This window comes from Bradyrhizobium campsiandrae (assembly GCF_014529705.1).
Taxonomy (GTDB): Bacteria; Pseudomonadota; Alphaproteobacteria; order Rhizobiales; family Xanthobacteraceae; genus Bradyrhizobium; species Bradyrhizobium campsiandrae.
Map to the genome: position 1 here is coordinate 1 of NZ_JAANIH010000101.1, position 22,460 is coordinate 22,460.

Annotated in this window: 21 protein-coding genes; 6 read left to right on the forward strand and 15 right to left on the reverse strand. The window is 65.2% G+C overall.

Annotation, left to right across the window (positions count from 1 at the left end; genetic code table 11):
- Positions 1-603 (reverse strand): DUF2336 domain-containing protein (locus G8O24_RS39940; RefSeq protein ID WP_188107983.1); only part of this gene is annotated, 603 nt, incomplete at its 3' end.
- Positions 604-666: 63 nt separating this feature from the next.
- A complete protein-coding gene (locus G8O24_RS39945; protein WP_188107984.1) occupies positions 667-1,824 on the reverse strand; it encodes a GGDEF domain-containing protein in 1,158 nt (385 codons plus the stop codon).
- Between the two features lie 441 nt (positions 1,825-2,265).
- On the opposite strand from G8O24_RS39945, the gene G8O24_RS39950 reads away from it, so the two are divergent.
- From G8O24_RS39950 to G8O24_RS39965, 4 genes are all read left to right on the forward strand, one after another.
- A complete protein-coding gene (locus G8O24_RS39950) occupies positions 2,266-2,835 on the forward strand; it encodes a sigma-70 family RNA polymerase sigma factor (protein ID WP_188107985.1) in 570 nt (189 codons plus the stop codon).
- Positions 2,832-3,524 (forward strand): hypothetical protein, encoded by a 693-nt coding sequence (locus G8O24_RS39955; RefSeq protein WP_188107986.1) that lies wholly within the window; start codon positions 2,832-2,834, stop codon positions 3,522-3,524. The genes G8O24_RS39950 and G8O24_RS39955 overlap by 4 nt, the downstream gene beginning before the upstream one ends.
- Before the next feature lie 16 nt (positions 3,525-3,540).
- Positions 3,541-5,223 carry a S8 family serine peptidase gene (locus tag G8O24_RS39960; protein WP_188107987.1) on the forward strand — a complete coding sequence of 561 codons (1,683 nt, stop codon included), beginning with the start codon at positions 3,541-3,543 and terminating at the stop codon, positions 5,221-5,223.
- 480 nt (positions 5,224-5,703) lie between these two features.
- Positions 5,704-6,483 (forward strand): TIGR03809 family protein, encoded by a 780-nt coding sequence (locus G8O24_RS39965; protein WP_188107988.1) that lies wholly within the window; start codon positions 5,704-5,706, stop codon positions 6,481-6,483.
- A 16-nt stretch (positions 6,484-6,499) separates the two neighbouring features.
- Here the strand turns inward: G8O24_RS39965 and G8O24_RS39970 are convergent, their stop codons facing one another.
- The 13 genes from G8O24_RS39970 to G8O24_RS40030 form a co-directional block, all read right to left on the reverse strand.
- Positions 6,500-7,870: a TIGR03808 family TAT-translocated repetitive protein gene (locus G8O24_RS39970; protein WP_188107989.1), complete on the reverse strand. Its 1,371-nt coding sequence runs from the start codon at positions 7,868-7,870 to the stop codon at positions 6,500-6,502.
- A 98-nt stretch (positions 7,871-7,968) separates the two neighbouring features.
- Positions 7,969-8,628 carry a pyroglutamyl-peptidase I gene (locus G8O24_RS39975; protein WP_188107990.1) on the reverse strand — a complete coding sequence of 220 codons (660 nt, stop codon included), beginning with the start codon at positions 8,626-8,628 and terminating at the stop codon, positions 7,969-7,971.
- Positions 8,625-9,614: a methylmalonyl Co-A mutase-associated GTPase MeaB gene (gene meaB / locus G8O24_RS39980; protein WP_188107991.1), complete on the reverse strand. Its 990-nt coding sequence runs from the start codon at positions 9,612-9,614 to the stop codon at positions 8,625-8,627. The genes G8O24_RS39975 and meaB overlap by 4 nt, the downstream gene beginning before the upstream one ends.
- Positions 9,615-9,685: 71 nt before the next feature.
- Positions 9,686-10,672: a tripartite tricarboxylate transporter substrate binding protein gene (locus G8O24_RS39985; protein WP_188107992.1), complete on the reverse strand. Its 987-nt coding sequence runs from the start codon at positions 10,670-10,672 to the stop codon at positions 9,686-9,688.
- 117 nt (positions 10,673-10,789) lie between these two features.
- Entirely contained in the window at positions 10,790-11,551 is a 762-nt protein-coding gene (locus tag G8O24_RS39990; protein ID WP_188107993.1) for an RsiV family protein, read from the reverse strand.
- 218 nt (positions 11,552-11,769) lie between these two features.
- Positions 11,770-13,926 carry a methylmalonyl-CoA mutase gene (gene scpA, locus G8O24_RS39995; protein WP_188108000.1) on the reverse strand — a complete coding sequence of 719 codons (2,157 nt, stop codon included), beginning with the start codon at positions 13,924-13,926 and terminating at the stop codon, positions 11,770-11,772.
- A gap of 23 nt (positions 13,927-13,949) precedes the next feature.
- The gene (locus G8O24_RS40000; RefSeq protein WP_188107994.1) at positions 13,950-14,414 is read right to left on the reverse strand and encodes a GFA family protein; all 465 of its coding nucleotides are present in this window, start codon (positions 14,412-14,414) and stop codon (positions 13,950-13,952) included.
- Positions 14,411-16,282, reverse strand: coding sequence for a methylmalonyl-CoA mutase family protein (locus G8O24_RS40005; protein ID WP_188107995.1), 1,872 nt, complete (start codon positions 16,280-16,282; stop codon positions 14,411-14,413). The genes G8O24_RS40000 and G8O24_RS40005 overlap by 4 nt, the downstream gene beginning before the upstream one ends.
- 81 nt (positions 16,283-16,363) lie before the next feature.
- Positions 16,364-16,855: a 2-amino-4-hydroxy-6-hydroxymethyldihydropteridine diphosphokinase gene (gene folK, locus G8O24_RS40010; protein WP_188107996.1), complete on the reverse strand. Its 492-nt coding sequence runs from the start codon at positions 16,853-16,855 to the stop codon at positions 16,364-16,366.
- Position 16,856: 1 nt separating this feature from the next.
- A complete protein-coding gene (folB, locus tag G8O24_RS40015; RefSeq protein WP_063690939.1) occupies positions 16,857-17,225 on the reverse strand; it encodes a dihydroneopterin aldolase in 369 nt (122 codons plus the stop codon).
- Positions 17,222-18,082 (reverse strand): dihydropteroate synthase, encoded by an 861-nt coding sequence (folP, locus tag G8O24_RS40020; RefSeq protein WP_188107997.1) that lies wholly within the window; start codon positions 18,080-18,082, stop codon positions 17,222-17,224. Before folP ends, folB begins: the two co-directional genes overlap by 4 nt.
- Before the next feature lie 246 nt (positions 18,083-18,328).
- Positions 18,329-18,736, reverse strand: a complete 408-nt coding sequence (locus G8O24_RS40025) for a DUF4332 domain-containing protein (protein WP_188107998.1) — start codon at positions 18,734-18,736, stop codon at positions 18,329-18,331.
- 24 nt (positions 18,737-18,760) lie between these two features.
- Positions 18,761-19,126 carry a hypothetical protein gene (locus tag G8O24_RS40030; protein ID WP_057753036.1) on the reverse strand — a complete coding sequence of 122 codons (366 nt, stop codon included), beginning with the start codon at positions 19,124-19,126 and terminating at the stop codon, positions 18,761-18,763.
- Between the two features lie 343 nt (positions 19,127-19,469).
- On the opposite strand from G8O24_RS40030, the gene G8O24_RS40035 reads away from it, so the two are divergent.
- Entirely contained in the window at positions 19,470-21,092 is a 1,623-nt protein-coding gene (locus G8O24_RS40035; RefSeq protein ID WP_188107999.1) for a helicase HerA-like domain-containing protein, read from the forward strand.
- Positions 21,093-21,242: 150 nt separating this feature from the next.
- Positions 21,243-22,370: a glycosyltransferase family 87 protein gene (locus G8O24_RS40040; RefSeq protein ID WP_368736646.1), complete on the forward strand. Its 1,128-nt coding sequence runs from the start codon at positions 21,243-21,245 to the stop codon at positions 22,368-22,370.
- The last annotated feature ends 90 nt before the right edge of the window (positions 22,371-22,460 follow it).

Genomic DNA, 22,460 nt, shown 5'->3' on the forward strand with positions numbered 1-22,460 from the left:
GACCAGCTTCAGATAATGATGCCGTGGCAGGTCGGGCCGCAGGCCGATGCAGGTGGCAAGGTCGTCGTCGCGTTCGGCGCGGGTGACGAGGTCTGCGAGAGTGTCCTCGGAGAGCCGCGCGCCCGGGTTCGCGGCGGTCGATTGCACCACGTCGTCATTGCCCCGCGTCACCAGGACGTCGGTCAGCGCCTCCGACAGCACCCGCCGCAGCGAGATCGCCTTGAGGTGGGCCTGGCTCTTGCTGCGCGCGATCTCGATCAGCGTGGTCTCGTCCAGCCGCTCCGACTTCGACAGCACGGGGCCGGCGACCTCGATGACGTCGTCGAGCGCGAGCGTGCGGATGATCTGGGGCGGTGCAGCTCCGATCGGCGCGAGCCGCTCGGCGAGCAGCGCCCTCGCGGATGTCTCGATCTGCCCGATCAGGCACTGGAAGACGTCGTCGAACACGCGGATATGGTCGTCGGAGTAGTCCACGGCGTTGCCGACGAAGAGATCGGTGACGCGGCGCAGCGTCTCGACGCGGCGCGCAACGGTGCCGTGCGCGAGCGCGGTCTGCAATTCCTCAAGCAGATTCTCGGATGAATTGGCGGATCTGGATCTCATAGCCCTGTCCTGGAGCGTTCGGTCCGGCGCGCATTTTCTCTCGCGCCGGCAGCAATGAATTGGTCAGCTCGTAGCGATGCGGTTGCGCCCCTGCGCCTTGGCGGAATACAGCGCGCTGTCGGCGCGTGCGAGAAACATATCGGCAGTATCGGTGTCGCGCAGCGTCACGACGCCGGCGGAAATGGTCACGCTCATGCCGGGCGAGAATGCGCTCCAGTCGAGCTCGGCGACGATGCTGCGCAGCCGCTCGAGCATGCGCGATGCGGCCTCGCTTGCGGTGCCGGGCAGCAGCAGCAGAAACTCCTCGCCGCCATAGCGGCCGAAGCGGTCGTCGGGCCGGATGTTGGCGAAGATGGTGATGGCGAAGGTCCGCAGCACCTCGTCGCCGACCGGATGGCCGTAGGCGTCGTTGATGCCCTTGAACCAGTCGAGGTCGATCAGCGCGATGGCGCAAGGCGTGGCCGACTGCCGCGACTTTTCCATTGCGGCGTCGAGCAGGCGCATGATGCAACGGCGGTTGTAGGCGCCGGTCAGCTCGTCGAGCTCGGCGAGCTCCTCGATGCGCTGATAGGCGGCCTTGAGCTCGATGCTGCGCCGGTACAGGATCTTGCGCAGCGTTGCGCCGAACAGGCCGAGAAAGGCGCACTGGCCGATCACCAGCACGAAGCACAGCATCGAGGCGATCCGCTGCAGCCTTGTCGCGACCGGCATGCCGATCGGCAGGTCGGAGCCGAGGAACGCGGCCGCGAGCGCGACGGTCGCAAATGCCCAGGTCAGCATCGCCTGGGCCGAAGTCATGCGCAGCGTGCCGAATGCGAAGATCAGGAACAGCACGCTGATGAAGGCGATCCCGATCGTCGGCACCGACACCAGGAACACGAACTGCAGCGCCATATGCGCCGAGATCTGAAAGACGGTGAGGTAATGATCGCTGTGTCTGTCGCCGACGCCGGCCTCCGACATCACCACGAAGATGCCGATGATCAGGAGGCCGCCAACCCAGAACAGCGACGGAACGTTGATGCCAACGGCACCGTCATAAGCGTAGAGCAGCAGCACGAAGGCGCCGAGCGAATAGCTCGCGACCTGGCCGATATACATCTGCCGGCGCTGCCGGATCCGACGCGCCAGCACCGCCGGCGCGGCCGCCTCGGGCGTAAGGACGATATCCGCGGTCTCAGCGGCACTCCTCTCCGGAAAGGACGTCGCGGCCGTGCTCATGGTCCTGCCAATGGGTCGATGTCAGCCGAAAAAGTCTACGTGGCAAGCCTTTAGGTTTGGTATCCTTGCAAACCGAATCCGAGGGGACGCCGCGCGGGTGAGGGGCTCCAGCCGCATGGAATTTTGCAGCCAGTTAGGCATCGCAGTCGATATCGCGGACCAAAGCCGGCGCCGTGCGACATAAGCTGCACGGGGTCATGTTATGGACCGACCCTGATCAGGCCGTCTGTGCCGGGTCCAACGGCAAGTCCGAAGAGAGTGTTTCCATACTATGTTACCTTTCTTTAGCGAAACAACCAACCGCCACGGGTGGGACCAGGAAACTGCGCGTATGTGGGGTAGATCACACACGTTCCCGTATGACTGCGGTAGGTTGAATAATTTTGCATCTCCCGTCGAACCCGCCGCCGGATCGACCCGACCAATCTTGCGAGACGGCCTTTGAGCGTGACACAGGCGGCTACGGACGAGGTCCTCATCGCCAGGATCGCCCAAGGTGACCGGCTCGCCATGCAGGTGCTGTACGGGCGGCACCATGTCAGGGTCTACAGGTTCGGGCTCAGGCTCGTGCGGGACGAGCAGACGGCGGAAGACCTCATCAGCGAGGTGTTTCTGGACGTTTGGCGTCAGGCCGGCAAGTTCGAGGGCCGGTCCGCTGTTTCCACCTGGCTTTTGGCAATCACCCGATTCAAGGCCCTGTCTGCGCTCCGGCGCAGGAAGGATTTTGAGTTGGACGACGAAGCCGCCAACGCGATCGAGGATTCATCCGACGATCCGGAAACGGCGGTGCAGAAGAAGGATACCAGTGAAGCGTTGCGGGAGTGTCTGACGGGCCTCTCGCCGGACCACCGCGAAATCGTCGACCTCGTCTACTACCACGAGAAATCGGTGGAAGAGGTGGCCGAAATCGTCGGGATCCCTGAGAACACGGTGAAGACGCGCTTGTTCTATGCGCGCAAGAAATTGGCCGAACTGCTGAAGGCAGCCGGCATTGAGCGAGGCTGGCCATGATGGCTTTGAGCAAGAAGATGCTGGAGCAAGAGCCCAGTGAAATCGAGATGCTGCTGCCCTGGCACGCGGCCGGCACGCTGAACGCGCGCGATGCGCGCCGCGTCGAGGAAGCGCTTGCCAGCGATCCGGAGCTCGCAAAACAATATGCGGCGATCCGCGGCGAGTATGAAGAGACCATCCACCTGAACGAGAGCCTGGGTGCTCCCTCGGCGCGCGCGATGCAAAAGCTGTTCGCCGCGATCGACGCCGAGCCGGCGCGGGCGACCGGTTCGCTGCCGCTGTCGGCACGCATTGCCACGTTCTTCGCCAGCCTGTCGCCGCGCACGCTGGCCTGGTCCGCGAGTCTCGGCGCCGTCGCGCTGGTGCTCCAGGCCGGCATCATCGGCGCCGTGCTGATGAAGAGCCAGCCCGCGACCTACCAGACCGCATCGCTCTCGACCGGCGCGCCGATCACGCGCGAGCTCGGGGCGGCTGCGCCGTCACGGGCGCTGGTGCGCTTCACGCCCGAGGCGCGCGTCGCCGACATCACGGCGCTGCTCGACAGCTACCAGGCCTCGATCATCGGCGATGCCAAGGGTGGTATGTTCCGCCTCCAGTTCGACAAGGCGATGAGCCAGGACGAGCTCGCCGCGCTGCTCGCCAGGATGCAGCGCGAGAAGTTTGTCACCCTCGCCGTGGCGGCGCCCTGAACCCGCCTTCGCACCAATGATGCGCAAGTCTGAGAGTCGATCGCGGGCCGGGGCCTATGCTTCGTCGGCCGGAGCCATGCTCCTGCTCGCCGCCTGCCTCGGGATCGAGGTCGCGCACGCCCAGGCGATCATGCGCACGCCCACGATCAACATTCCCTCGCGCACGCCCACGATCTCCCCGAACGTCGCGGCACGCGCCATGAGCGTCGATCGCGGTCCGCGCGTGGTGCCGGCGCCTCATATCTCGGCACGGCTGGCGCCTACGACGGTGCTGCCCTATGCGCACTACTCGCCGAACCTCTATCCGTCGTGCTCCGCCCCATATCGCGACGCCGACGGTGAGTGCCTCGGTCAGCCAAATGCGAGCGGTGACGGCTCCGGCAAATCAGGCAAGAAGAGCACCGGCAAAGGACGGGATAACAACCCGCCCGCCGCCATCGGCTCGCGCAGCTTCGCGGGCGAATTCGTCGCCGAGATCGACGGCGCGCTGTCGGGCGCCGAAGCCGACGAGCTCGCGCGGCGCCACGGCCTGACCCGCGTCGCTTCGGAGAATGTCCCGCTGATCGGGGCCACGGTCGGCCTGTTCCGCATCACCGACGGACGTTCGTCCGAGACGGTGCGGCGCGAGTTCGCGGCCGATTCCAGCGTGCGCTCGCTTCAGCCGAACTTCCGCTATCTGCTTCAGGATCAGAAGCCGGCCGTGCCGACCGAGGGCGATCCGGCGCAATACGCGCTGTCAAAGCTGCGCCTGCCGCAGGCGCACACCCTGGCGCACGGCACCAACGTCACCGTCGCCGTGATCGATTCCGGAATCGACTCCCGGCATCCCGAGCTTGCCAATTCCATTGCCGACGTCTTCGACGCGCTCGGCGGCGGCGAGGCGCCCCATCTTCACGGCACCGGCATTGCCGGGGCCATCGTGGCACATGCCAAGCTGATGGGCAGCGCGCCGGAGGCGCGCATCATCGCCATCAGGGCCTTCGGCGGTACCACCGGCAGCGCCGAGAGCTCGTCCTACGTCATCCTGCGCTCGCTCAATTATGCCGCCGAGCATGGCGCCCAGATCGTCAATATGAGCTTTGCCGGTCCGAAGGACCCGGTGATCGAGCGCGCGATCGCGGCGACCGCCGCCCGCGGATTGGTACTGATCGCGGCCGCCGGCAATGCCGGCGCCAAATCGCCGCCGCTCTATCCCGCCGCCAACCCCAATGTGATTGCGGTCAGCGCGACCGACCAGCAGGACAGGCTGTTCACCGCGTCCAACCGCGGCAATTACATCGCGCTGGCTGCGCCCGGGGTCGACATCTTCCTGCCGGCACCCGACGGCAAGTACCAGATCACGTCGGGAACCTCGTTCTCGGCCGCCTATGTCTCCGGCGTCGCGGCACTGCTGCTCGAACGCAACTACGCCCTGAAGCCGGAAGCGCTGCGGATGACGCTGGCAAAGACCGCGCGCGACCTCGGTTCACCCGGGCGTGATGATCTCTATGGCGACGGCGAGGCCGATGCGTTTGCCGCGGTGACGGCCGTTCCCACCGATGGCACAACGCCGGTCGCATCTGCATCAGGTACAACTAAACGTGAAGATGCCGACAAGCGCCGCGACGACCCCGGCGTCCGCGCGATCGTGCAGCCCTCGCTGTCGAGCGTGGACGATAAATCCGCGGTTTCTCAGGCAGATAGGCCGGCGGCGCGATAGCGCCTGCGACGACATTGCGCGGCGGCCAAAGGTTAAAAATTCAAACGCCACTTTGAACGTTCAGCCAGCTGCCACGACCAAATAATGTGGGAGCGGTCATCCCTCCCCATCAGTCATATCAGGCGCGAGCGCCCATCCACCCCAAGCGCCCATATGGCTCGACCCGTCCGGTTGTCCCCCCGGACGGGTCTTTTCTTTTTGAGCATCCGATTTCTTGAAGCGTTGTGTGAGATCAGCTTGCGGTTGAAGCCGCGAGTGCGATCGCCACCAGGACTCGGCACCGGCGCCCGGCAAGCCCGCTATGCTTGTGCAAAGCTTGACTCGCAAATCCCTGAAAACTCCGCACGACTACGGTATTTCATGACGAGAGCCGTGTCGTTGCTGGACAAGTCAAATCTTTTCCACAAAATATTCATGTCGCTTCTAAATTGATTCGTGTGCGTTGCGTCGCGTCCGTATTTTCTCCTGACGGGCTGGTTTATGACACATCGCCAAGAGTCGGTTCGTACCGCGGCTGCCGGTCGCGAGCTTGCGGCGCGCTGGTGCGCTCTCGCCGAACAACGGTTGGAGCATCTGTCCGAAATGTTCGAGACCGGACGCTGGCGCCGCTATCACAGCGAAATTGCATTCCTCGAAAACATCCAGGAAGCCAAGCGCGCGGTCGAGACCTGGCGCGCCCTTGCGACCGGCGGGGACGTCGCCGCGGCCGCCGCGAGCGTGACCTCCGCATTCGGCTGGTCGCCGGCGACCATGCCGCGCGTGTTCCCGCGCGAGCAGGCCCAGACCATGCAGCCGAAGGCGGTGCACATCGCGCCCGAGACGTCCGTTCCGGTCAGGCTCGAACCCGAGCCGAACGTCCTTGCCGAGATCGTCGAAGCGCCGATCGCTCCGGTTGCCGCACCAACGGCCGAGGTGGCCGCTCTGATGGCCTCGTTCACCGCGCCCGCGAAGATGCCGTCGCTCAAGGCACCCGCAGCGAGGGCGCAGGTTGCCGTGCCTGAGGTGAGATCGCCCGTCGCGTCCCCCCCGGCTGCACCGCGCACCGCGCCGGCTGTGCTGCCGCCGTTCGTCACATCTGCAGTGCCGCCCGCCGCGGCGCCCGCAGTGAAGCCACCGGCGCCAGCCGCAATGGCGATGCTTCTGCCGCAATTCAGCCCGCCAGCCGAGGAAATCGTCGCGGCCCCCGAGCGCGTCGTCGAATTCACCTTCAGCCTCGACGGTCTGGAGGCAAAATACCCGCTGCTCAGGAACGCGTTCTAGGGCAGTTGCCGGGCACCTACTGTCGCACGGCGTTCCCGCCGACCATCGCTTGCACGAAACGTTGTGCGCCTTCCGCCGACAGGTCTGCCGTCACCGCTCGCGCATGATCGAGGCCGACCACGGCACCGCGCGGGGTTTCCGAGATCATGTTGTTGTTGACGAGTGCGGTGCCGGCGCCTGCTACGACGGAGACGCCGACGCCGGCCAGTGCCTTGCGGATCACGTTGCCCGAGATCACGACGTCGCGCAGATATTTGCCCCAGCCGGCGACGATGCCGTAGGACGGCGCGTTCTCGATCACATTGCCTGTGACCGAGCTGTCCGCCTCGACATAGATGCCGATTCCGGCGTCGTCGTCGGGCGCAGTGCCGATGGGGCGCTTCGGGATCAGGTTGCGGATGATATTGCCTTGAACGACCGCAATACGGCCGCCTTCGTTGAAATTGCAGACGGAGACGCCGACCGCGGCACCATCCACGGTGTTGTTGGCGATCACCGCGGCCTCGAACGCGAACTCCGAATACAGCGCGACCTCGCGCACGTCGCTGACGCTATTGCCGGTGATGTGGATGTTGGAGGCCGAGTTGCCGCGCACCGCGGAGTAGTCGCAATTCTTGATGCGATTGCCGCGCACGATCACGTTGCCGGCGCGGAAGGCGTTGATGGCGTTGCCGTACTGGCCGGAGCCCCCGGGGCCGGCCTTGATGTCCTCGATGCGGTTGTCGGCCACCAGCGTGCCGTCATCGCCGATCGCGGTGCGCAGGATCTCGATGCCGTTGTCGTTGGTGCCGACGATCGTGTTGCGGGAGACGCTGAGGCCCCTGGCGTCGAACGAGACCACCGCCGTCACCGCGATGTTGGTGAAGATGTTGCCGGAGATATCGCCGGAGACTTGTTCGAGCCAGATTCCGCTGCCGCCGCAGCCGATGATTTCGCAATCGGTGATGCGGACGTCGCGCCCGCCGAGGACATGGATCAGACCGCGCCGCGTCGGCAGCGGAATGCCGCCGCCGTCGAAGGTGATGCCGGTGAGACCGATCGCATCGGAGCCTTCGCTCTGGATCGCGGAAGCTCCGCCGCTGAAGACGAGTTTGGTCGCGCCGCGCACGCCGATCAGCTGCGCGCCGTTCGGAAGCCGCAGCAGGCCGGTGCGGTAGATTCCGGGCGGGAGTGCCAGCGGCATTTGCGCACGCGCAGCTTCGTCGATGGCGCGCTGGAGCGCGCGCGTCTGGTCCTCGCTCGCGCCGGGTCGTACGCCATATTGGGTTGCATCGCGTCCCAGCAACGCGGTCAGCGGCGCTGCGCGCGCGGCGCCAACAGGCATGGCGAGCGCGCCGGCGATGCCGGCGGTCGAAGCTCCGATGAGATGACGGCGATTGAGGTCCATGGCGCGTCCTTCGGCGGACGCGGGGAGGGTGTCCGCGACAGGTTAGGTAGCGCAGGGCGGACGGGCTCGTCGGGATTGTTCGCGGTAGGGTTAAATGTTTACCGCAAGGCCTGCGTGTTCCGCGCCTTCCTTGCCAGCCCGACCATCGCCATCAGCATCGCTTCCCCCGCATCCACCAGCTCCTCCAGCGTGATGCGTGGAGCGCCCTTGCGCCGGACAGCACCGCTGCGCGCCAGGAGCGGAATGTGGATGAATGCGGCCAGCTTCGGTCCACCCGCCCTGACATTCTCGATCGCGCGCCAGCTCAGATAGTTGCAGAGATAGGCGCCGGCATCGCGTGAGGGCCGCGCATCGATGCCGGTCAGGCGCGCGGCGCGCAGCAATCGTGCCGTGTGCGGGCCGAAATTCATGGCGTCGGCGTGACCGGCGATGCCGCGCTTGCTCGAGCGGGTGTTGGCGGCATCCGGCCAGAGCATGGTGACGGCGTTGCGGGCACGGCTCTCGATGCGCAGGTAGGGCGTGCGCGCCGCGAGGCCGAACATCAGGAGCGCGTCCGGCTTCACCTTTGCCAGCACGTCAGGCAATTGCCGGTCAACCGCGGCGTAGGTCACCGGAAAGATATGGCGCGAGATCTCGACATCATCGAGCGCCGGACGGCGCAGATGTGCCAACCGCGCCACCAGCGGTTGGGTCGGATTATATGGCGCCCCGGGAAACGGGCCGAAGCCGGTGAGGAGAATGCGGAGCTTTGGCGTCATTGCAGCAACTCCAGGATCTGTTCGGCGGCGAGCGCCGGGGTGAGATGTCCGTCGGCGACGTCAGCCTCGATCTTCCTGACCTTGGCCCGCACCGAGGCCTCGCTGCGCAGCCGCGCCAGCATGCGCTGCTCCAGCATCGACCACATCCACTTCACCTGCTGCTCGCGCCGCCGCGCGGCGAACTCCCCTGATGCAGTCATCGCCTTGCGATGATCGAGCACCTTCTGCCAGAGTTCTGCGATGCCGGTGCCGGCCAGTGCCGAATAGGTGACGACGGGCGGATGCCAATGCTCGGAGCGCGGGCTGAGGATATGCAGCGCGCCGCGATAGTCGGCAGCGGTGGCGTTGGCGCGCTTGAGATTGTCGCCGTCGGCCTTGTTGATCGCGATCATGTCGGCAAGCTCGACCAGGCCCTTCTTGATGCCCTGCAACTCGTCGCCGCCGCCGGGCAGCATCAGGGCGAGGAAGAAATCGGTCATGTCGCAAACGGCTGTCTCGGACTGGCCGATGCCGACGGTCTCCACCAGCACGACGTCGAAGCCGGCCGCCTCGCACAGCAGCATGGCTTCGCGCGTCTTGGCAGCAACGCCGCCGAGCGTGCCTGACGACGGCGAGGGGCGGATGAAGGCGTCGGCCGAGGCCGAAAGCCGCGCCATCCGCGTCTTGTCGCCGAGGATCGAGCCGCCGCTGCGGGCCGAGGACGGGTCGACCGCGAGTACCGCGACCTTGTTGCCCTGCTCGATCAGATAGGAACCCAGCGCGTCGATGGTGGTGGACTTGCCGACGCCGGGCGAACCCGTGATACCGACGCGAACCGCCTTGCCGGTGTTCGGCAGCAATTGCTGCACCAGTTCACGCGCCAGCGCCTGATGGTCGCTGCGGCGGCTCTCGACCAGCGTGATGGCCCGCGCCAGCGCCGCGCGATGGCCCGCGCGTACGTCGCGGGCGAGGGAGGTGATATCCAGCGGAGTCTTCTTCTCGACCATGCCCTGCTTTACAACGGCGCAAGCAGGCAGGCGAGGGCCCCTCAGGGCTTGGTGAATCAGGCCTCGGTAAATCAGGTTTTGGCAAAACCGGCCGCCTTCATGGCCTGCCCCATCTGGCGATCCGCCTGGTCCATGAAGGCATCGAACTGGCCGGCGTCGCGCCACACGGTGCCAAAGCCGCGTCCGGTCATGAAGTCCTTGAATGCAGGGGAATCGTACACCTTCTTCAGGGCGGCGGTCAGCTTGATGGCGATATCAGGGGCGAGGCCCCTGGGGGCGCCGATGCCGCGCCATGAGCTGGTTGAATAGTCGACGCCGAGTGTCTCTTTCAGCGTCGGAACGTCAGGAAAGATCCGATTGCGCGAATGCGCCATGATTGCAAGGCTTCGCGCCTGGCCGGCCTCGATGGTGGTGCGTGCCTCCGGCACCGAGCAGGTGGTGAGATCGAGGCTGCCCGCAACGAGATCCTGCATGGCTGGCGCTGCGCCATTCGACGCCGACCAGGCCACCTGGTTGGCCGGCAATCCCATCGCCTGCATCCAGCCCACCAGCGCGAGATGCCAGATGCCGCCCTGTCCGGTGCCCGAGGCCTTGAAGCGTCCCGGTGGCGCCAGCTTGATGGCATCCACGAGCTCTTTCGCCGTCCTGTACGGCGAGGACGTGGAGACCTGGATGCCTGGCGGGTCTTCGTTCATCAGCGCCAGCGGGGTGAAGTCACGCGGCGTCAGCTGCGTCAGGGCCTGCCAATGCAGCATCGCGATTTCCACGGTCAGCATGCCGATCGTGTAGCCATCCGGCTGCGCGGCCGCGATCTCGGCATGGCCGACGGCGCCGGATCCGCCGGTGCGATTGACGACGTTGAACGGCTGGCCGAACTCCTTTTCCAGCAGCGTCGCGATGATGCGCGCGGTCGCGTCCGAACCGCCGCCCGCACCCCAGGGCACGATCAAGGTCACTGGCCGCGCCGGATAGGCTTGCGCACGTGCCGGCGTGAGAAAAGCTGAGGTGGCGGCAGCCACCGAAGAGGCCGCAAAAACGCGGCGCGTGATCCCTGACATCAATGATCCCGGCGGCGCCCTCGGGAATCGGGCTGGTGTGGGGGTTCCATGTTATGCGGCTTTGCGCCGATGTCGCAAGCGGCGGCCCTGCGGCGCTGTGAGCAACGGGTTTCCTCGCTATTGCTGCTCCTCGGCGTCGCCGTTGGGCCGCGCACCGCCGAAAATGCGAGCACCTTCAGGCGTGAGGTAGGGCTTCAATGCCTCCCACGGCACGAATGCGACATATTGGCCCTCGGCGTAGGGGCCGACCGCATAGGGCGGGTAGTGGAAGGTGAGGCCGGAGCTCTTGCCCGCTTCGGTCGACGGCGCGAGCGTGACGGCGCCGATCTTGAGCAGGCTCGGTTTGAGGTCCTTGAACCATTCCTCGGTCGCAGTCTCGCTGCTGTCGCGCTTCTTCTTCTCGACCTTCAGCGAGGCGATGATGGCCTTCACCATCGCCTTCATGGTCGCGCCGTTGTCGGCGGTCTCGGTGAAGAACGGGCGGATCGAGATGCGCTTGTTCTCGGACTTGTCCCACAGCACCGTGTTCACGTCCGAATTGGGATGGGCGCCACGGGTATCCATGTAGTCGTCGCGCAGGACGCTGACATAGCGCTCGGCAACGACGGAGCGGATCGAATATTTGCGCTCGAAATCCCAGCCGCCGTCCTTGAAGAATTGCGGATCTTCCTTGCGCGAGGCGGCCGCGTCGGCCGCGTTCTTGTCGAGCCACTTCTTGCCTTCGGCGAGGCAGTCGGCCGACAGCGCCGCATCGGCCTTGATCTTGCCGTCGAGGAAGACGCGTGCGTCGATGTTCCTGTTCTTGACGACGGCGTCGGGCTTGGGATCGGCGGCGAGGGAGGGAGAGGCCAGGCCGATCATGACGATGGCAGAAAACATCGCGAGCAACCCGGCCCGCAAATTTGCACGATGATATGTCACTTCAAGGTCCATCAATTCCTGCTTCCCTCCGCCGTCGCGGCGGCGCCGATGTCTCCACGAGGGTAATGACCGCCAGATGAACCGGCGCAGAACGCGCAAGTGCGGACGCCGGGACGTGAGGATTGGTCGCGGCAGCGCGCTCGCCGGTTTGATGCCGGAAGGCCGAGGGCGGCGGATTACGCCGCCGCCTCGCTGTGCCCGAGCCGGGCGTTGAGCTTGCGGATCAGCTCCTCGGCCGCCTCTGCGATCACGGTGCCGGGCGGGAAGATCGCTTCGGCGCCGGCCGCATAGAGCGCCTCGTAATCCTGCGGCGGCACCACGCCGCCGACAATGATCATGATGTCCTCGCGGCCCTGATTCTTTAGCGCGGCCTTGAGGTCGGGCACCGCGGTGAGGTGAGCTGCGGCCAGCGAAGAGACGCCGAGGATATGGACGTCGTTCTCGACCGCCTGCCGCGCCGCTTCGTCGGCGGTTGCAAACAGCGGCCCGATGTCGACGTCGAAGCCGATGTCGGCGAAGGCCGATGCGATCACCTTCTGGCCGCGATCGTGGCCGTCCTGGCCGATCTTGGCGACCAGGATGCGCGGGCGGCGGCCTTCCGCCTCCTCGAAGGCATCGATCAGCGCCTGAACCTTCTCGACCTGGTTGCCCATGCTGGACGCCTCCCGCTTGTAGACGCCGGTGATGGACTTGATCTCGGCGCGGTGCCGGCCGAACACCTTCTCCATCGCGTCCGAAATTTCGCCGACGGTGGCTTTCGCGCGCGCCGCGTCGATCGCGAGTGCCAGCAGATTGCCGTTGCCTTCGCCGGCCGAACGCGTGATCGCGGCGAGCGCGGCATCGACGTCCTTCTGGTTGCGTTCGGATTTCAGCCGCGTCAGCTTGTCGATCTGCAGGCGACGGACATTGGTGTTGTCGACCTTGAGGATATCGATCGGCGCCTCGTCCGTCGGCTTGTACTTGTTGACGCCGATCACGGCCTGCTTGCCGGCATCGATGCGGGCTTGCGTCTTGGCGGAAGCCTCCTCGATGCGCAGCTTCGGCACGCCGGCCTCGATCGCCTTGGCCATGCCGCCGAGCTCCTCGACCTCCTGGATGTGGCCCCACGCTTTCGCGGCGAGATCGCGTGTCAGCCGCTCGACATAGTATGAGCCACCCCAGGGATCGATGATGCGGGTGGTGCCGCTCTCCTGCTGCAGGAACAGCTGGGTGTTGCGGGCGATGCGCGCCGAGAAATCGGTCGGCAGCGCCAACGCCTCGTCGAGCGCATTGGTGTGCAGCGACTGGGTATGGCCTTGCGTCGCCGCCATGGCTTCCACGGTCGTGCGCATCACGTTGTTGAACACGTCCTGCGCGGTCAGCGACCAGCCCGAGGTCTGGCTGTGCGTGCGCAGCGAGAGCGAGCGCGGGTCCTTCGGGTTGAACGGCTTGAGCAGCTTCGCCCAGAGCAGGCGCGCCGCGCGCAGCTTGGCGACCTCCATGAAGAAGTTCATGCCGATCGCCCAGAAGAACGACAGGCGGGGGGCGAAGCGGTCGACGTCGAGGCCGGCGGCAAGTCCGGCGCGAAGATATTCGACGCCGTCGGCGAGCGTATAGGCGAGCTCGAGATCCTGCGTCGCGCCCGCTTCCTGCATGTGATAGCCGGAGATCGAGATCGAATTGTACTTCGGCATCTTCTGCGAGGTGTAGGCGAAGATATCAGAGATGATCCGCATCGAGGGCGCGGGCGGATAGATATAGGTGTTGCGCACCATGAACTCTTTCAGAATGTCGTTCTGAATGGTTCCTGACAGCTTCTCCGGCGGCACGCCCTGTTCCTCGGCGGCTGCGACGTAGAGCGCGAGGATCGGCAGCACCGCGCCGTTCATGGTCATGGACACGCTCATCTGGTCGAGCGGAATGCCCGCAAACAGCGTCCGCATGTCGTAGATGGAATCGATCGCCACACCGGCCATGCCGACGTCGCCGCCGACGCGCGGGTGGTCAGAGTCATAGCCGCGATGGGTGGCGAGGTCGAAGGCGACCGAGAGGCCTTTTTGTCCGGCCGCAAGATTGCGGCGGTAGAACGCGTTGGAATCCTCCGCCGTGGAGAAGCCGGCATATTGCCTGACCGTCCAGGGCTGGTTGACATACATGGTCGGGTAGGGTCCGCGCAGGAACGGCGCGATGCCGGGATAGGTCTCGAGGAAGTCGAGCCCGGCGAGATCGGCTTCGCCGTAAGCGGGCTTCACCACGATGCCTTCGGGCGTCAGCCAAGGCTCGGCGCTCCCTGACGGTGCGGCGGCGGCGGTCCGCTCGAAGGCAATGTCTGCAAAGTTTGGAATGCGGCTCATGGTCTCAACCATATCATAGACGCTCAATCATGATCCGGATGCTGGTGGCTGACGATGGTCGCCATCTTCTCCGGTCCGTAATTCTGCTGCGTGGTCTGGCTCGGCAGGTTGGAGATGCCGACCACCCAGCCGAGGCGCGATTCAGTTCCGTATTGCCGGGTCGGCACCAGCCGGTCTGGTCGGTCGAAGGCACCGGTCATGATCTCGATCCGGTCGCCGTTGATGCGGCCGAAGCTCAGTGGCGTGCCGCAGGCGGCGCAGTAGCCGCGGTCGGCGATCGTGGAGGAGCGAAAGAACGACGGCTGTCCCTTGGTCCAGGCGAAATCCGTGCGGTTGATGTCGGCGAAGGAGGCGAACGGCGCGCCGCTCGCCTTCTGGCACATCCGGCAATGGCAGATCGACACCTTGTTCGGCGTTGCCGAGATCGCAAAGCGCACGGCGCCGCACTGGCAGCCGCCGGTGAGAACTGGTTTGCCTGCTTCGGTCATGCCTGCTCCATCCGTCGATAGGCCTCCTGCAGCGTGGCAAGCGCGTCGGCCCCGGCAAAGATGAAGCCGGTGACGCCGGCAGCCCGCAGCGCCGCCTCGGTATCGGTCGGGCGGCCTGCGAGATAGATATGTCTGCTGCCAGCGCTTTGCAGGGCCTTCGCGGCGGCATCGGCCTGTTCCGCATAGACCTTGTCACTGGAACAAAGACAGGCGAGCTCGGCGCGGGAGGCCTTGAAGGCGGCCGCAAGCTTGGCCGGATCGGCAAAGCCCTCGCTGTCGAGGGCCTCGATGCCGCCGGCCTCGAAGAAACTCTTTGCGAAGGTCGCACGCGCGGTGAAATCGGCGGGCGTGCCGAGATTGGCCAGAAACACTTTTGGCCGGGCTCCGCGCGCCTTCAGCGCCGCATCTGATTTGTTGCGCAGCGCCTCGAACGGCTCCGCCAGCCGGATCGGCGGCAGCGCATCGAATTTGTACTTCTGCTCGCCATAGGGCGCGAGCGTAACCGGCGTTGCCTTCAGCACCGCGGTGTCGCTCTCATGCAGGTTCGGAAACTCGCTGGCGCCGGTCAGCACGTCGCGGCGCTTTGCGATATTGGCATCGCGCGCCTTGCGCGTGGCTGCGACCTTGCTCTGGAACACGCCGTGCTGAAGCGCGGCGAAAGCGCCGCCGGCTTTCTCGCTCTCCTGGAACAGCGTCCAGGCCGCTTCGCACAGCTGCGCGGTCAGCGTCTCGATGCCGCCGGAGCCGGCGGCCGGATCGCTGACCCTGGCGAGATTGCTCTCCTCCAGCAGCAGGAGCTGCGTATTGCGCGCCACGCGTCGCGCGAACGGATCGGGCAGGCCGAGCGCCAACGTATGCGGAAGCACGGTGACCGCATTGGCACCGGCAAGCCCGGCCGCGAATGTCGCGATGGTTGCGCGCAGCATGTTCACATAGGGATCGCGCTGCGTCAGCATGCGCCAGGCTGTATCGGCGGCGATGAACAGCGGCTTTGGCGTCAATCCGCACGCTGTCTCGATGCGCACCCACAACAGCCGCAGCGCGCGGAATTTGGCCATGGTCAGGAACTGGTCGGCATCCGCGGCAAGCCGGGCATAGACCATGCCTTGCGCAGCCTCCAGCGGAATGCCGGCGCCTTCGATCGCGCGTAAGTAAGCGATGCCGCAGGCGAGCACGAAGCCGAGTTCCTGCACCTCGGAGCCACCGGCATCGTGGATTACGCGCCCGTCAGCGGACGCGAACGGCCCTTTGAAGCCGAGCGCGGCAAGGCCCTTGATGCCGCCCGTGACGGCTGGAACGATCTCGTCCCAAGTGTAGGGGCTATGACCCCACACCGCGCCGGCCGCGAGCGGATCGAGTCCGAAGCGGATATTGCAGGCGGCGGGATCGAGACCGTTGCTCTTCACATATTCCGCGACGTGGATCGCAGCCATCCGCGATTGTGGACCGATCTCGAGCTCGATGCCGATGCCAGCATCGAGATGAATGTCCTTCAATGCTTTCGCGACCGCACCGGCCGAAGGTTCCAGGCCGAAGCCGCGAGCGCCGTTGGCGCCGGCGAACACCAGGGCAAGTCCTGTTGCTCCGTTCTCCAGATCTTGCAAGGCCTGCGCATTCGCGGCCGCTGCATCGGGATGGTCGATCCGCTGCATGATCTGCCAGGGTGCCGCCGCTGCTCGTCCCGCCACCGGCGCAACGCCCTTGGCGCGGGGGTAGAGCGGCTCGATCCTAAGACCATCATAGGTCCTGCCGACCAGCTTCTCGAACGGCGCGCCCTTGAGCACGCCGTCGACCAGCCTGCGCCAATCCGCGTCCGTCGCGTTGGGAAAATCGGCCGCCAGCGGCAGATCGTCAGTCACGGAGGTCATACGGCCAAGGGCTCCCGAATATCTTCTTATGCGCAGGCGAAATTGCCACGGCGCGCCGTCCCTGCAAACGGTTGTTTTTGGTTAACCGGTATCGGGAAGCCGCTCAATGCCTTGGGTCGAGACGCCGGCGAGGCCGTCGCGCACACGGATGCCCGATATCACGCGATCCCCGGCGATTTCGGCCAGCGGCACCAGGACGAAGGCGCGCTCGAACAGGCGCGGATGCGGCAGGGTCAGGTCGGGTTTCTGAAGCGATACGTCGTCATAGGCGATCATGTCGAGATCGAGCGTGCGCGGACCCCAGCGCCGCTCCTTGTCCCTGACACGGCCGAACTTTTGTTCGATCTTCTGCATGACGAACAAGAGCGCGTGCGGATCCAGGTCGGTCTCGATCTCGACGCAGGCGTTGATGAAGGGATCCTGGTCCGCATCGCCCCAGGGCGGGGTGATGTAATCCGACGAACGCGCGATCACCGTGGCTTGTGCGATGCCGCAGATATGGGCGATGGCCTTTCTGAATGTCGCGCGGACATCGCCGAGATTGCCGCCGAGTGCGATCAGCACGTTTCCCATATCAGGGATGCCGCGAGCGCGTCAGCATGATGCCGACGTCATCGAAGATCGCGGCGATCGGCGCATGTGGCTTGTGCACGGTGATCTTCACCGCGCGGATGCGCGGGAAGTGCGACAGGATGGCGTCGGCGACTGCACCCGCCGCGCGTTCCAGCAGCTTGTAATTGGTATTCTTGAACGCCGCCGTCGTGGTCGCCACCACCTCGGCATAGGAGACGGTATCGGCGAGACGGTCACTGCGCGCGGGCTCCGACAGATCGGTGTATAGCTCGAGGTCGATGACGAAACGCTGGCCGACTTCGGTCTCGTGGTCCATCACGCCATGGCGCGCATGGATCGACAGGCCGGTGACGAAGATCGTATCGGTCATTGCTTGCTCTCGATTGCGTTGGCGACCCGCAGGGCCTGCAAGGTCTCGGCGACGTCATGAGTCCGGATGATCTTTGCACCCTTTTGCGCAGCGATCAGATGCGCGGCGATCGAGCCGGCGAGCCGCTCTTTCGGCTCCGACGGCGACACCGAGGCGATGAAGCGTTTTCGCGAGGCACCGACCAGGATCGGCAGGCCGAACACGTCGAGCTCACGCAAGCGCGCCAGTGCGATCATGCTCTGCTCGGCGGTCTTGCCGAATCCGATGCCGGGATCGAGCACGATCTTGTCGCGGGCGATGCCGGCTCTTGCGGCGATGTCCAGCGAGCGCATGAAAAATGCTTTCATTTCCGCGACGATGTCGATGGCGGACTCGACGGTCTCGCGGTTGTGCATGACGATGACGGGGGCTCCGCGTGCGGCAACCAGCGGCGCGATGCCGGCATCGCGCTGCAATCCCCAGACGTCGTTGGCGATCGCCACGCCCTGGTCCAGCGCAAAGGCCACGACGTCGGCCTTCATGCTGTCGATCGAAACCGGCACGCCCAGCGCCACGATGGCCGAGAGCACCGGTTTGAGTCGTGCCAGTTCGTCCGCCGCCGTGACCGGCTGGGCGCCCTTGTAGGGCCTGGTGGATTCGGCGCCGATATCGATGATGTCGACGCCGGCCGCGATCATGGCGCGGGCCCGCGCCAGCGCGAGGTCCGGTGCGATGAAATCGCCGCCGTCGGAGAAAGAGTCGGGTGTCACGTTGAGCACGCCCATCACCGCCGGCAGCGGCCGGCTCACGAGCGTCCGCAGCACATCAGGCCCGGCCGAGCCGGCCGGCGGGACGGTTGGGGAGGGCGATGCATTCATGCGGCCCGCTTTGCGCGGTCGGGCAGGGCGAGTCAAGACGGGATTGGGGGCTGTATGAGCGCTGCTCTATCGCCGTCTCCCTGAGGCGGCCGCTTCTTCAGCGGCCCTCGAAGGGCGACGGCCCGGCTCTCTCCGCGTGGCGGCAGCATGGCCGTGCATCCTTCGAGGCTCCCGGCGCGATGCTTCGCATCACGCCACTCGCGCCTTAGGATGACGGGGGGAGCACGTTGGTTCGTATGTAAGCGCCTAATACGTAATCTTCGGCGGCAGCTTCCTGGCCTTGGCGATGATGTCGCCGACCGACTTCTCCGAGGGGAGGATGCGGACGAGCTTCTTTCGGTCGTTCGCCTCGCGCATGCTCTGTGCCAGCCTTGCTGGGTTCCGATAGGCGAGTTCGCGCACCGTGGTGACGCCGGCGGCGCGGACCAGGCCGACCTTGGCCCGGCCCATACCGGGGATGCGCATGTAGTCGGAGACGTTGGCCCACTCCAGCAACTGCTGCTCGCTGATGCCGGTCTTGGCCGAGAGTGCCTTGCGGCCCTTGGCCGTGCTTGCGGCGTTCAGCAGCGCGTCGGTGGTGCGGATACCGTGCGCCTTCAGCTTGTTGGCGGCAAAGGCCGGCAGGCCCTCAATCTCGGAGATCGGATATGTCATGATACTCGGTATAAATACGACAGCTCAGGCGAATTGGCTGAGGCCTGGCGTCCCTGCGATGATCTTGCCCATCTGATCCGCTCCGATTTTGTCTCGACCGAAGCGAAAAAGTTCACGGGCAATGGTCTGAATGTCGGACATGCCGAGACCCAGGCCCATCAGGCGCGTGCCGACGGCCATCAGGCCGCCGCCCATCAGCCGTGACAGGCCCCCGCCGCTCCTGGATGCTTCGATCGCCCCTTCTGCACCCGGAATCTGGTCGATCAGGGCCTGCACGCTGTCGGACGGACCTTCGCTGCGAAGGAAACCCAGGATAATGCCGACGGTCTTTTCAGCGACAGCACTATCTATGCTGGCGTTTGTCGCCAGCCGCCCGATCAGTTCGTCCATATTGACCCGCCCCTCAGCCGGTTTGCATTCCGGAGTATTATTTCGAAAAACGATCTTGAGCCGGTGTGATGTGAAATACAAGCGATGAACGCACGCGACGTTCCGATTCATTCCCGAAGACGCGAGAAGTGTTGCAGCGATGCAAGAGGGGAGAAGAAATCGGTGAAAAATTGCCGCGGTGCGACTATGCGCTTCCGACTTTTGGCGCATGCCGCGCGCGTAGTCCCCGATGATGTCGCAGGTCGGCATCGCCTTGAACGGTTTCATTCGCCTCGCGACCTGCGTTAAACTACGGAACTGGCGGCTTGCGTTTCAATACCCGAAACAAACGATAGAGAGAGTGATGACTGCGCAGGACAACAAGCTCGGCGATACTGACGACAAGATCTTCGTCGGCAAGGGAGACGAGCTGGCCTGGCTGACGCTGGCGCTCGCCAATCGCCACGGCCTCGTCACCGGCGCGACCGGAACGGGCAAGACGGTCACGCTGCAGGTGATGGCGGAAGGATTTGCGCGAGCCGGTGTTCCGGTGTTCGCAGCCGACATCAAGGGCGACCTCTCCGGCATCTCCGAGGTCGGGGAAGCGAAGGATTTCATCCTCAAGCGGGCCGCCGAGATGGGGCTGAATTTCCAGCCCGACCAGTTCTCGACGGTGTTTTGGGACGTATTCGGCGAGCAGGGCCATCCGGTGCGGGCTACCATCACCGAGATGGGGCCGCTGCTGCTGGCGCGCATGCTCGATCTCAACGACGTGCAGGAGGGCGTGCTCAATGTCGCCTTCCGCGTCGCCGACGACAATGGCCTTGCGTTGATCGACATGAAGGATTTGCGGGCGCTGCTCGACGCCATCGTGCCTGACAGCGGCAAGAAAGGGCCTGACGCGGAGGAGGATCCGCTTGCGCCGATCCGCAAGGCAGCTCAGGGCTTCGGCAACGTCACCAAGGCCACCGTCGGCACCATCCAGCGCCAGCTCCTGGTGCTGGAGAACCAGGGCGGCACCAAATTCTTCGGCGAGCCGGCGCTGACCTTGAAGGACTTCATGAAGACCGACCGCGACGGCCGCGGCATGGTCAACATCCTGGTCGCCGACAAGCTGATGCAGAGTCCGCGGCTTTACGCGACATTCCTGCTGTGGATGTTGTCGGAGCTGTTCGAGGAATTACCCGAGGCCGGCGACCTGCCGAAGCCAAAGCTGGTGTTCTTCTTCGACGAGGCGCATCTGTTGTTCAATGACGCACCGAAGGCGCTGATGGACAAGATCGAGCAGGTGGTCCGCCTGATCCGCTCCAAGGGCGTTGGCGTTTATTTCGTCACGCAAAACCCGATCGACGTGCCCGACCGTGTGCTCGGGCAAATGGGCAACCGGGTGCAGCATGCGCTCCGCGCCTTCACGCCGCGCGACCAGAAGGCGGTTGCCGCTGCCGCCCAGACGTTCCGGCCCAACCCGAAGCTCGACACCGCCAAGGTGATCATGGAGCTCGGCAAGGGCGAGGCGCTGGTGTCGTTCCTCGAAGGCAACGGCACGCCGGCGATGGTCGAGCGTGTCATGATCCGCCCGCCCTCGGCCCGCATCGGGCCGGTCAGCCCGGAGGAGCGCAAGGCGATCATGGATGCGAGCCCGGTCAAGGGCAAATACGACACCGCGATCGATTCCGAATCCGCCTACGAGATCCTGCAGAAGCGCATCGCCGGCACGGCCGCGTCGGCCGACGGTCAGGCGGGAGCAAGCGGCGGCGGCATTCTCGGCGAGATCGGCTCGATCGTCGGCACCATCTTCGGCACCAATACCGGGCGTAACCGGCTGACGACGGGACAGCGCATCGCGCGCGACGTCACGCGCACGGTGACCGACAAGGTGGTCGGCGGCGTCGTGGCCGATCTCGGCAAATCGGTCGGCGGCCAGCTCGGCGGCTCGGTCGGCCGCGCGCTGGTCCGTGGTGCGCTCGGCGGACTGCTGCGAAGGTAGGCAGAACGCCCGATTGCGGGCCACTGGTCCGCGAGCCCCCTCCGGTGGCGCGATAAGCGGCAGGTTTGCCAGAGTACAAATTCGGGTGAGGGGGGCTCTCCAAGCGCCCGCCGGTCTGCTACGTGCAGTTTGTTTCCGACTGGACATAAAGTGACACCCTCAAATCCATCAGAAAAACCTCGCGCATTGCGCCCTCCGTCGCTGCGCGCGCCGCTCGATCTGCTGTTTCTGCTCTGCTGCGCCATCCTCACTGCCGATGTGCTGGGTCCCGAGATATTCGGCCACGGCAAGACCAAGGACTATGCGCTGTGGTACTGGGCAGGACAGCAGGTGCTGCATGGCGGTCCGCTCTATCCCAGCGACCTCCGTCAGCAGTTCGAGTTCATCTATCCGCCGCTGCCGGCGATCCTGCTGGCGATCCCGAGCTGGTTCGGCAAGGTCCCGCTCTACCTCGTGCTGTCGCTCCTGAATGGGGTGGCGTGGTGGTACACGGGCATTCTCTCCAATGCGATGACCGGTTCGGACCGCAAGCCCGGTCCGTGGCTGGAAGCACTGCCGGCATTCGCCACCGTGACCTTCGTGTTCGACATGTTCGATCTCGGCCAGCCGAACCTCGTTCTGCTGGCGATGATGCTCTATGGGTTCTGGTGCCTTCAACATCGGCGGCCCTGGTTCGCAGGCTTCATGTTCGCCCTCGCCACCGCCATCAAGGTGTTTCCGGTCGCGGTGCTGCCTTATCTGGTCTGGCGGAGGCAATGGGCGGCCGTCCTCAGCATGATCGCTTTCATCGGCATCCTGCTCTATGTCGTGCCGGCGCCGATCCGCGGCTTCGAGCGCAACGCCGCCGAGCTCAACACCTGGTATCAGGGCATGGTGGCCTCGAGCTCGGAAAAGGGGTTCGGCCAGCGCGATGAGCAGAATTGGTCGTGGGTCAACCAGTCCCTCATCGCGGTGACGCACCGGCTGGTCCGGCCGATCAACTACAATCTGGAAGATCCGAGCAAGCCGCCGCGCACGATGAACGTCATCGACGTCGATTACAGCACGGCGAACCGGATCGTGCTGTTGATATCGGTCTTGCTCGGGCTTGGCTTTGTCGCCGTCATGCCGTCGGCACGCAAGCGAACCGCGCGCTCGGATGCCGAGGAGCTCGGCATCCTGTTCTGCCTGATGACGGTGGCCTCGCCGCTGGCGCGGCAATATTACTTCATGTGGCTGTTCCTGCCGTTCACCGTGCTGATGCATCGGGCGGATGCCGGATGTGCCAGCCGAGCGTAACGGCGAGGATCGCGGTGGCGACAAGGTTGTTGCCCCAGGCCTGGATGACGTTGGGAAACCACGGCAGCGACAGCAGCATGAGGATGCCGG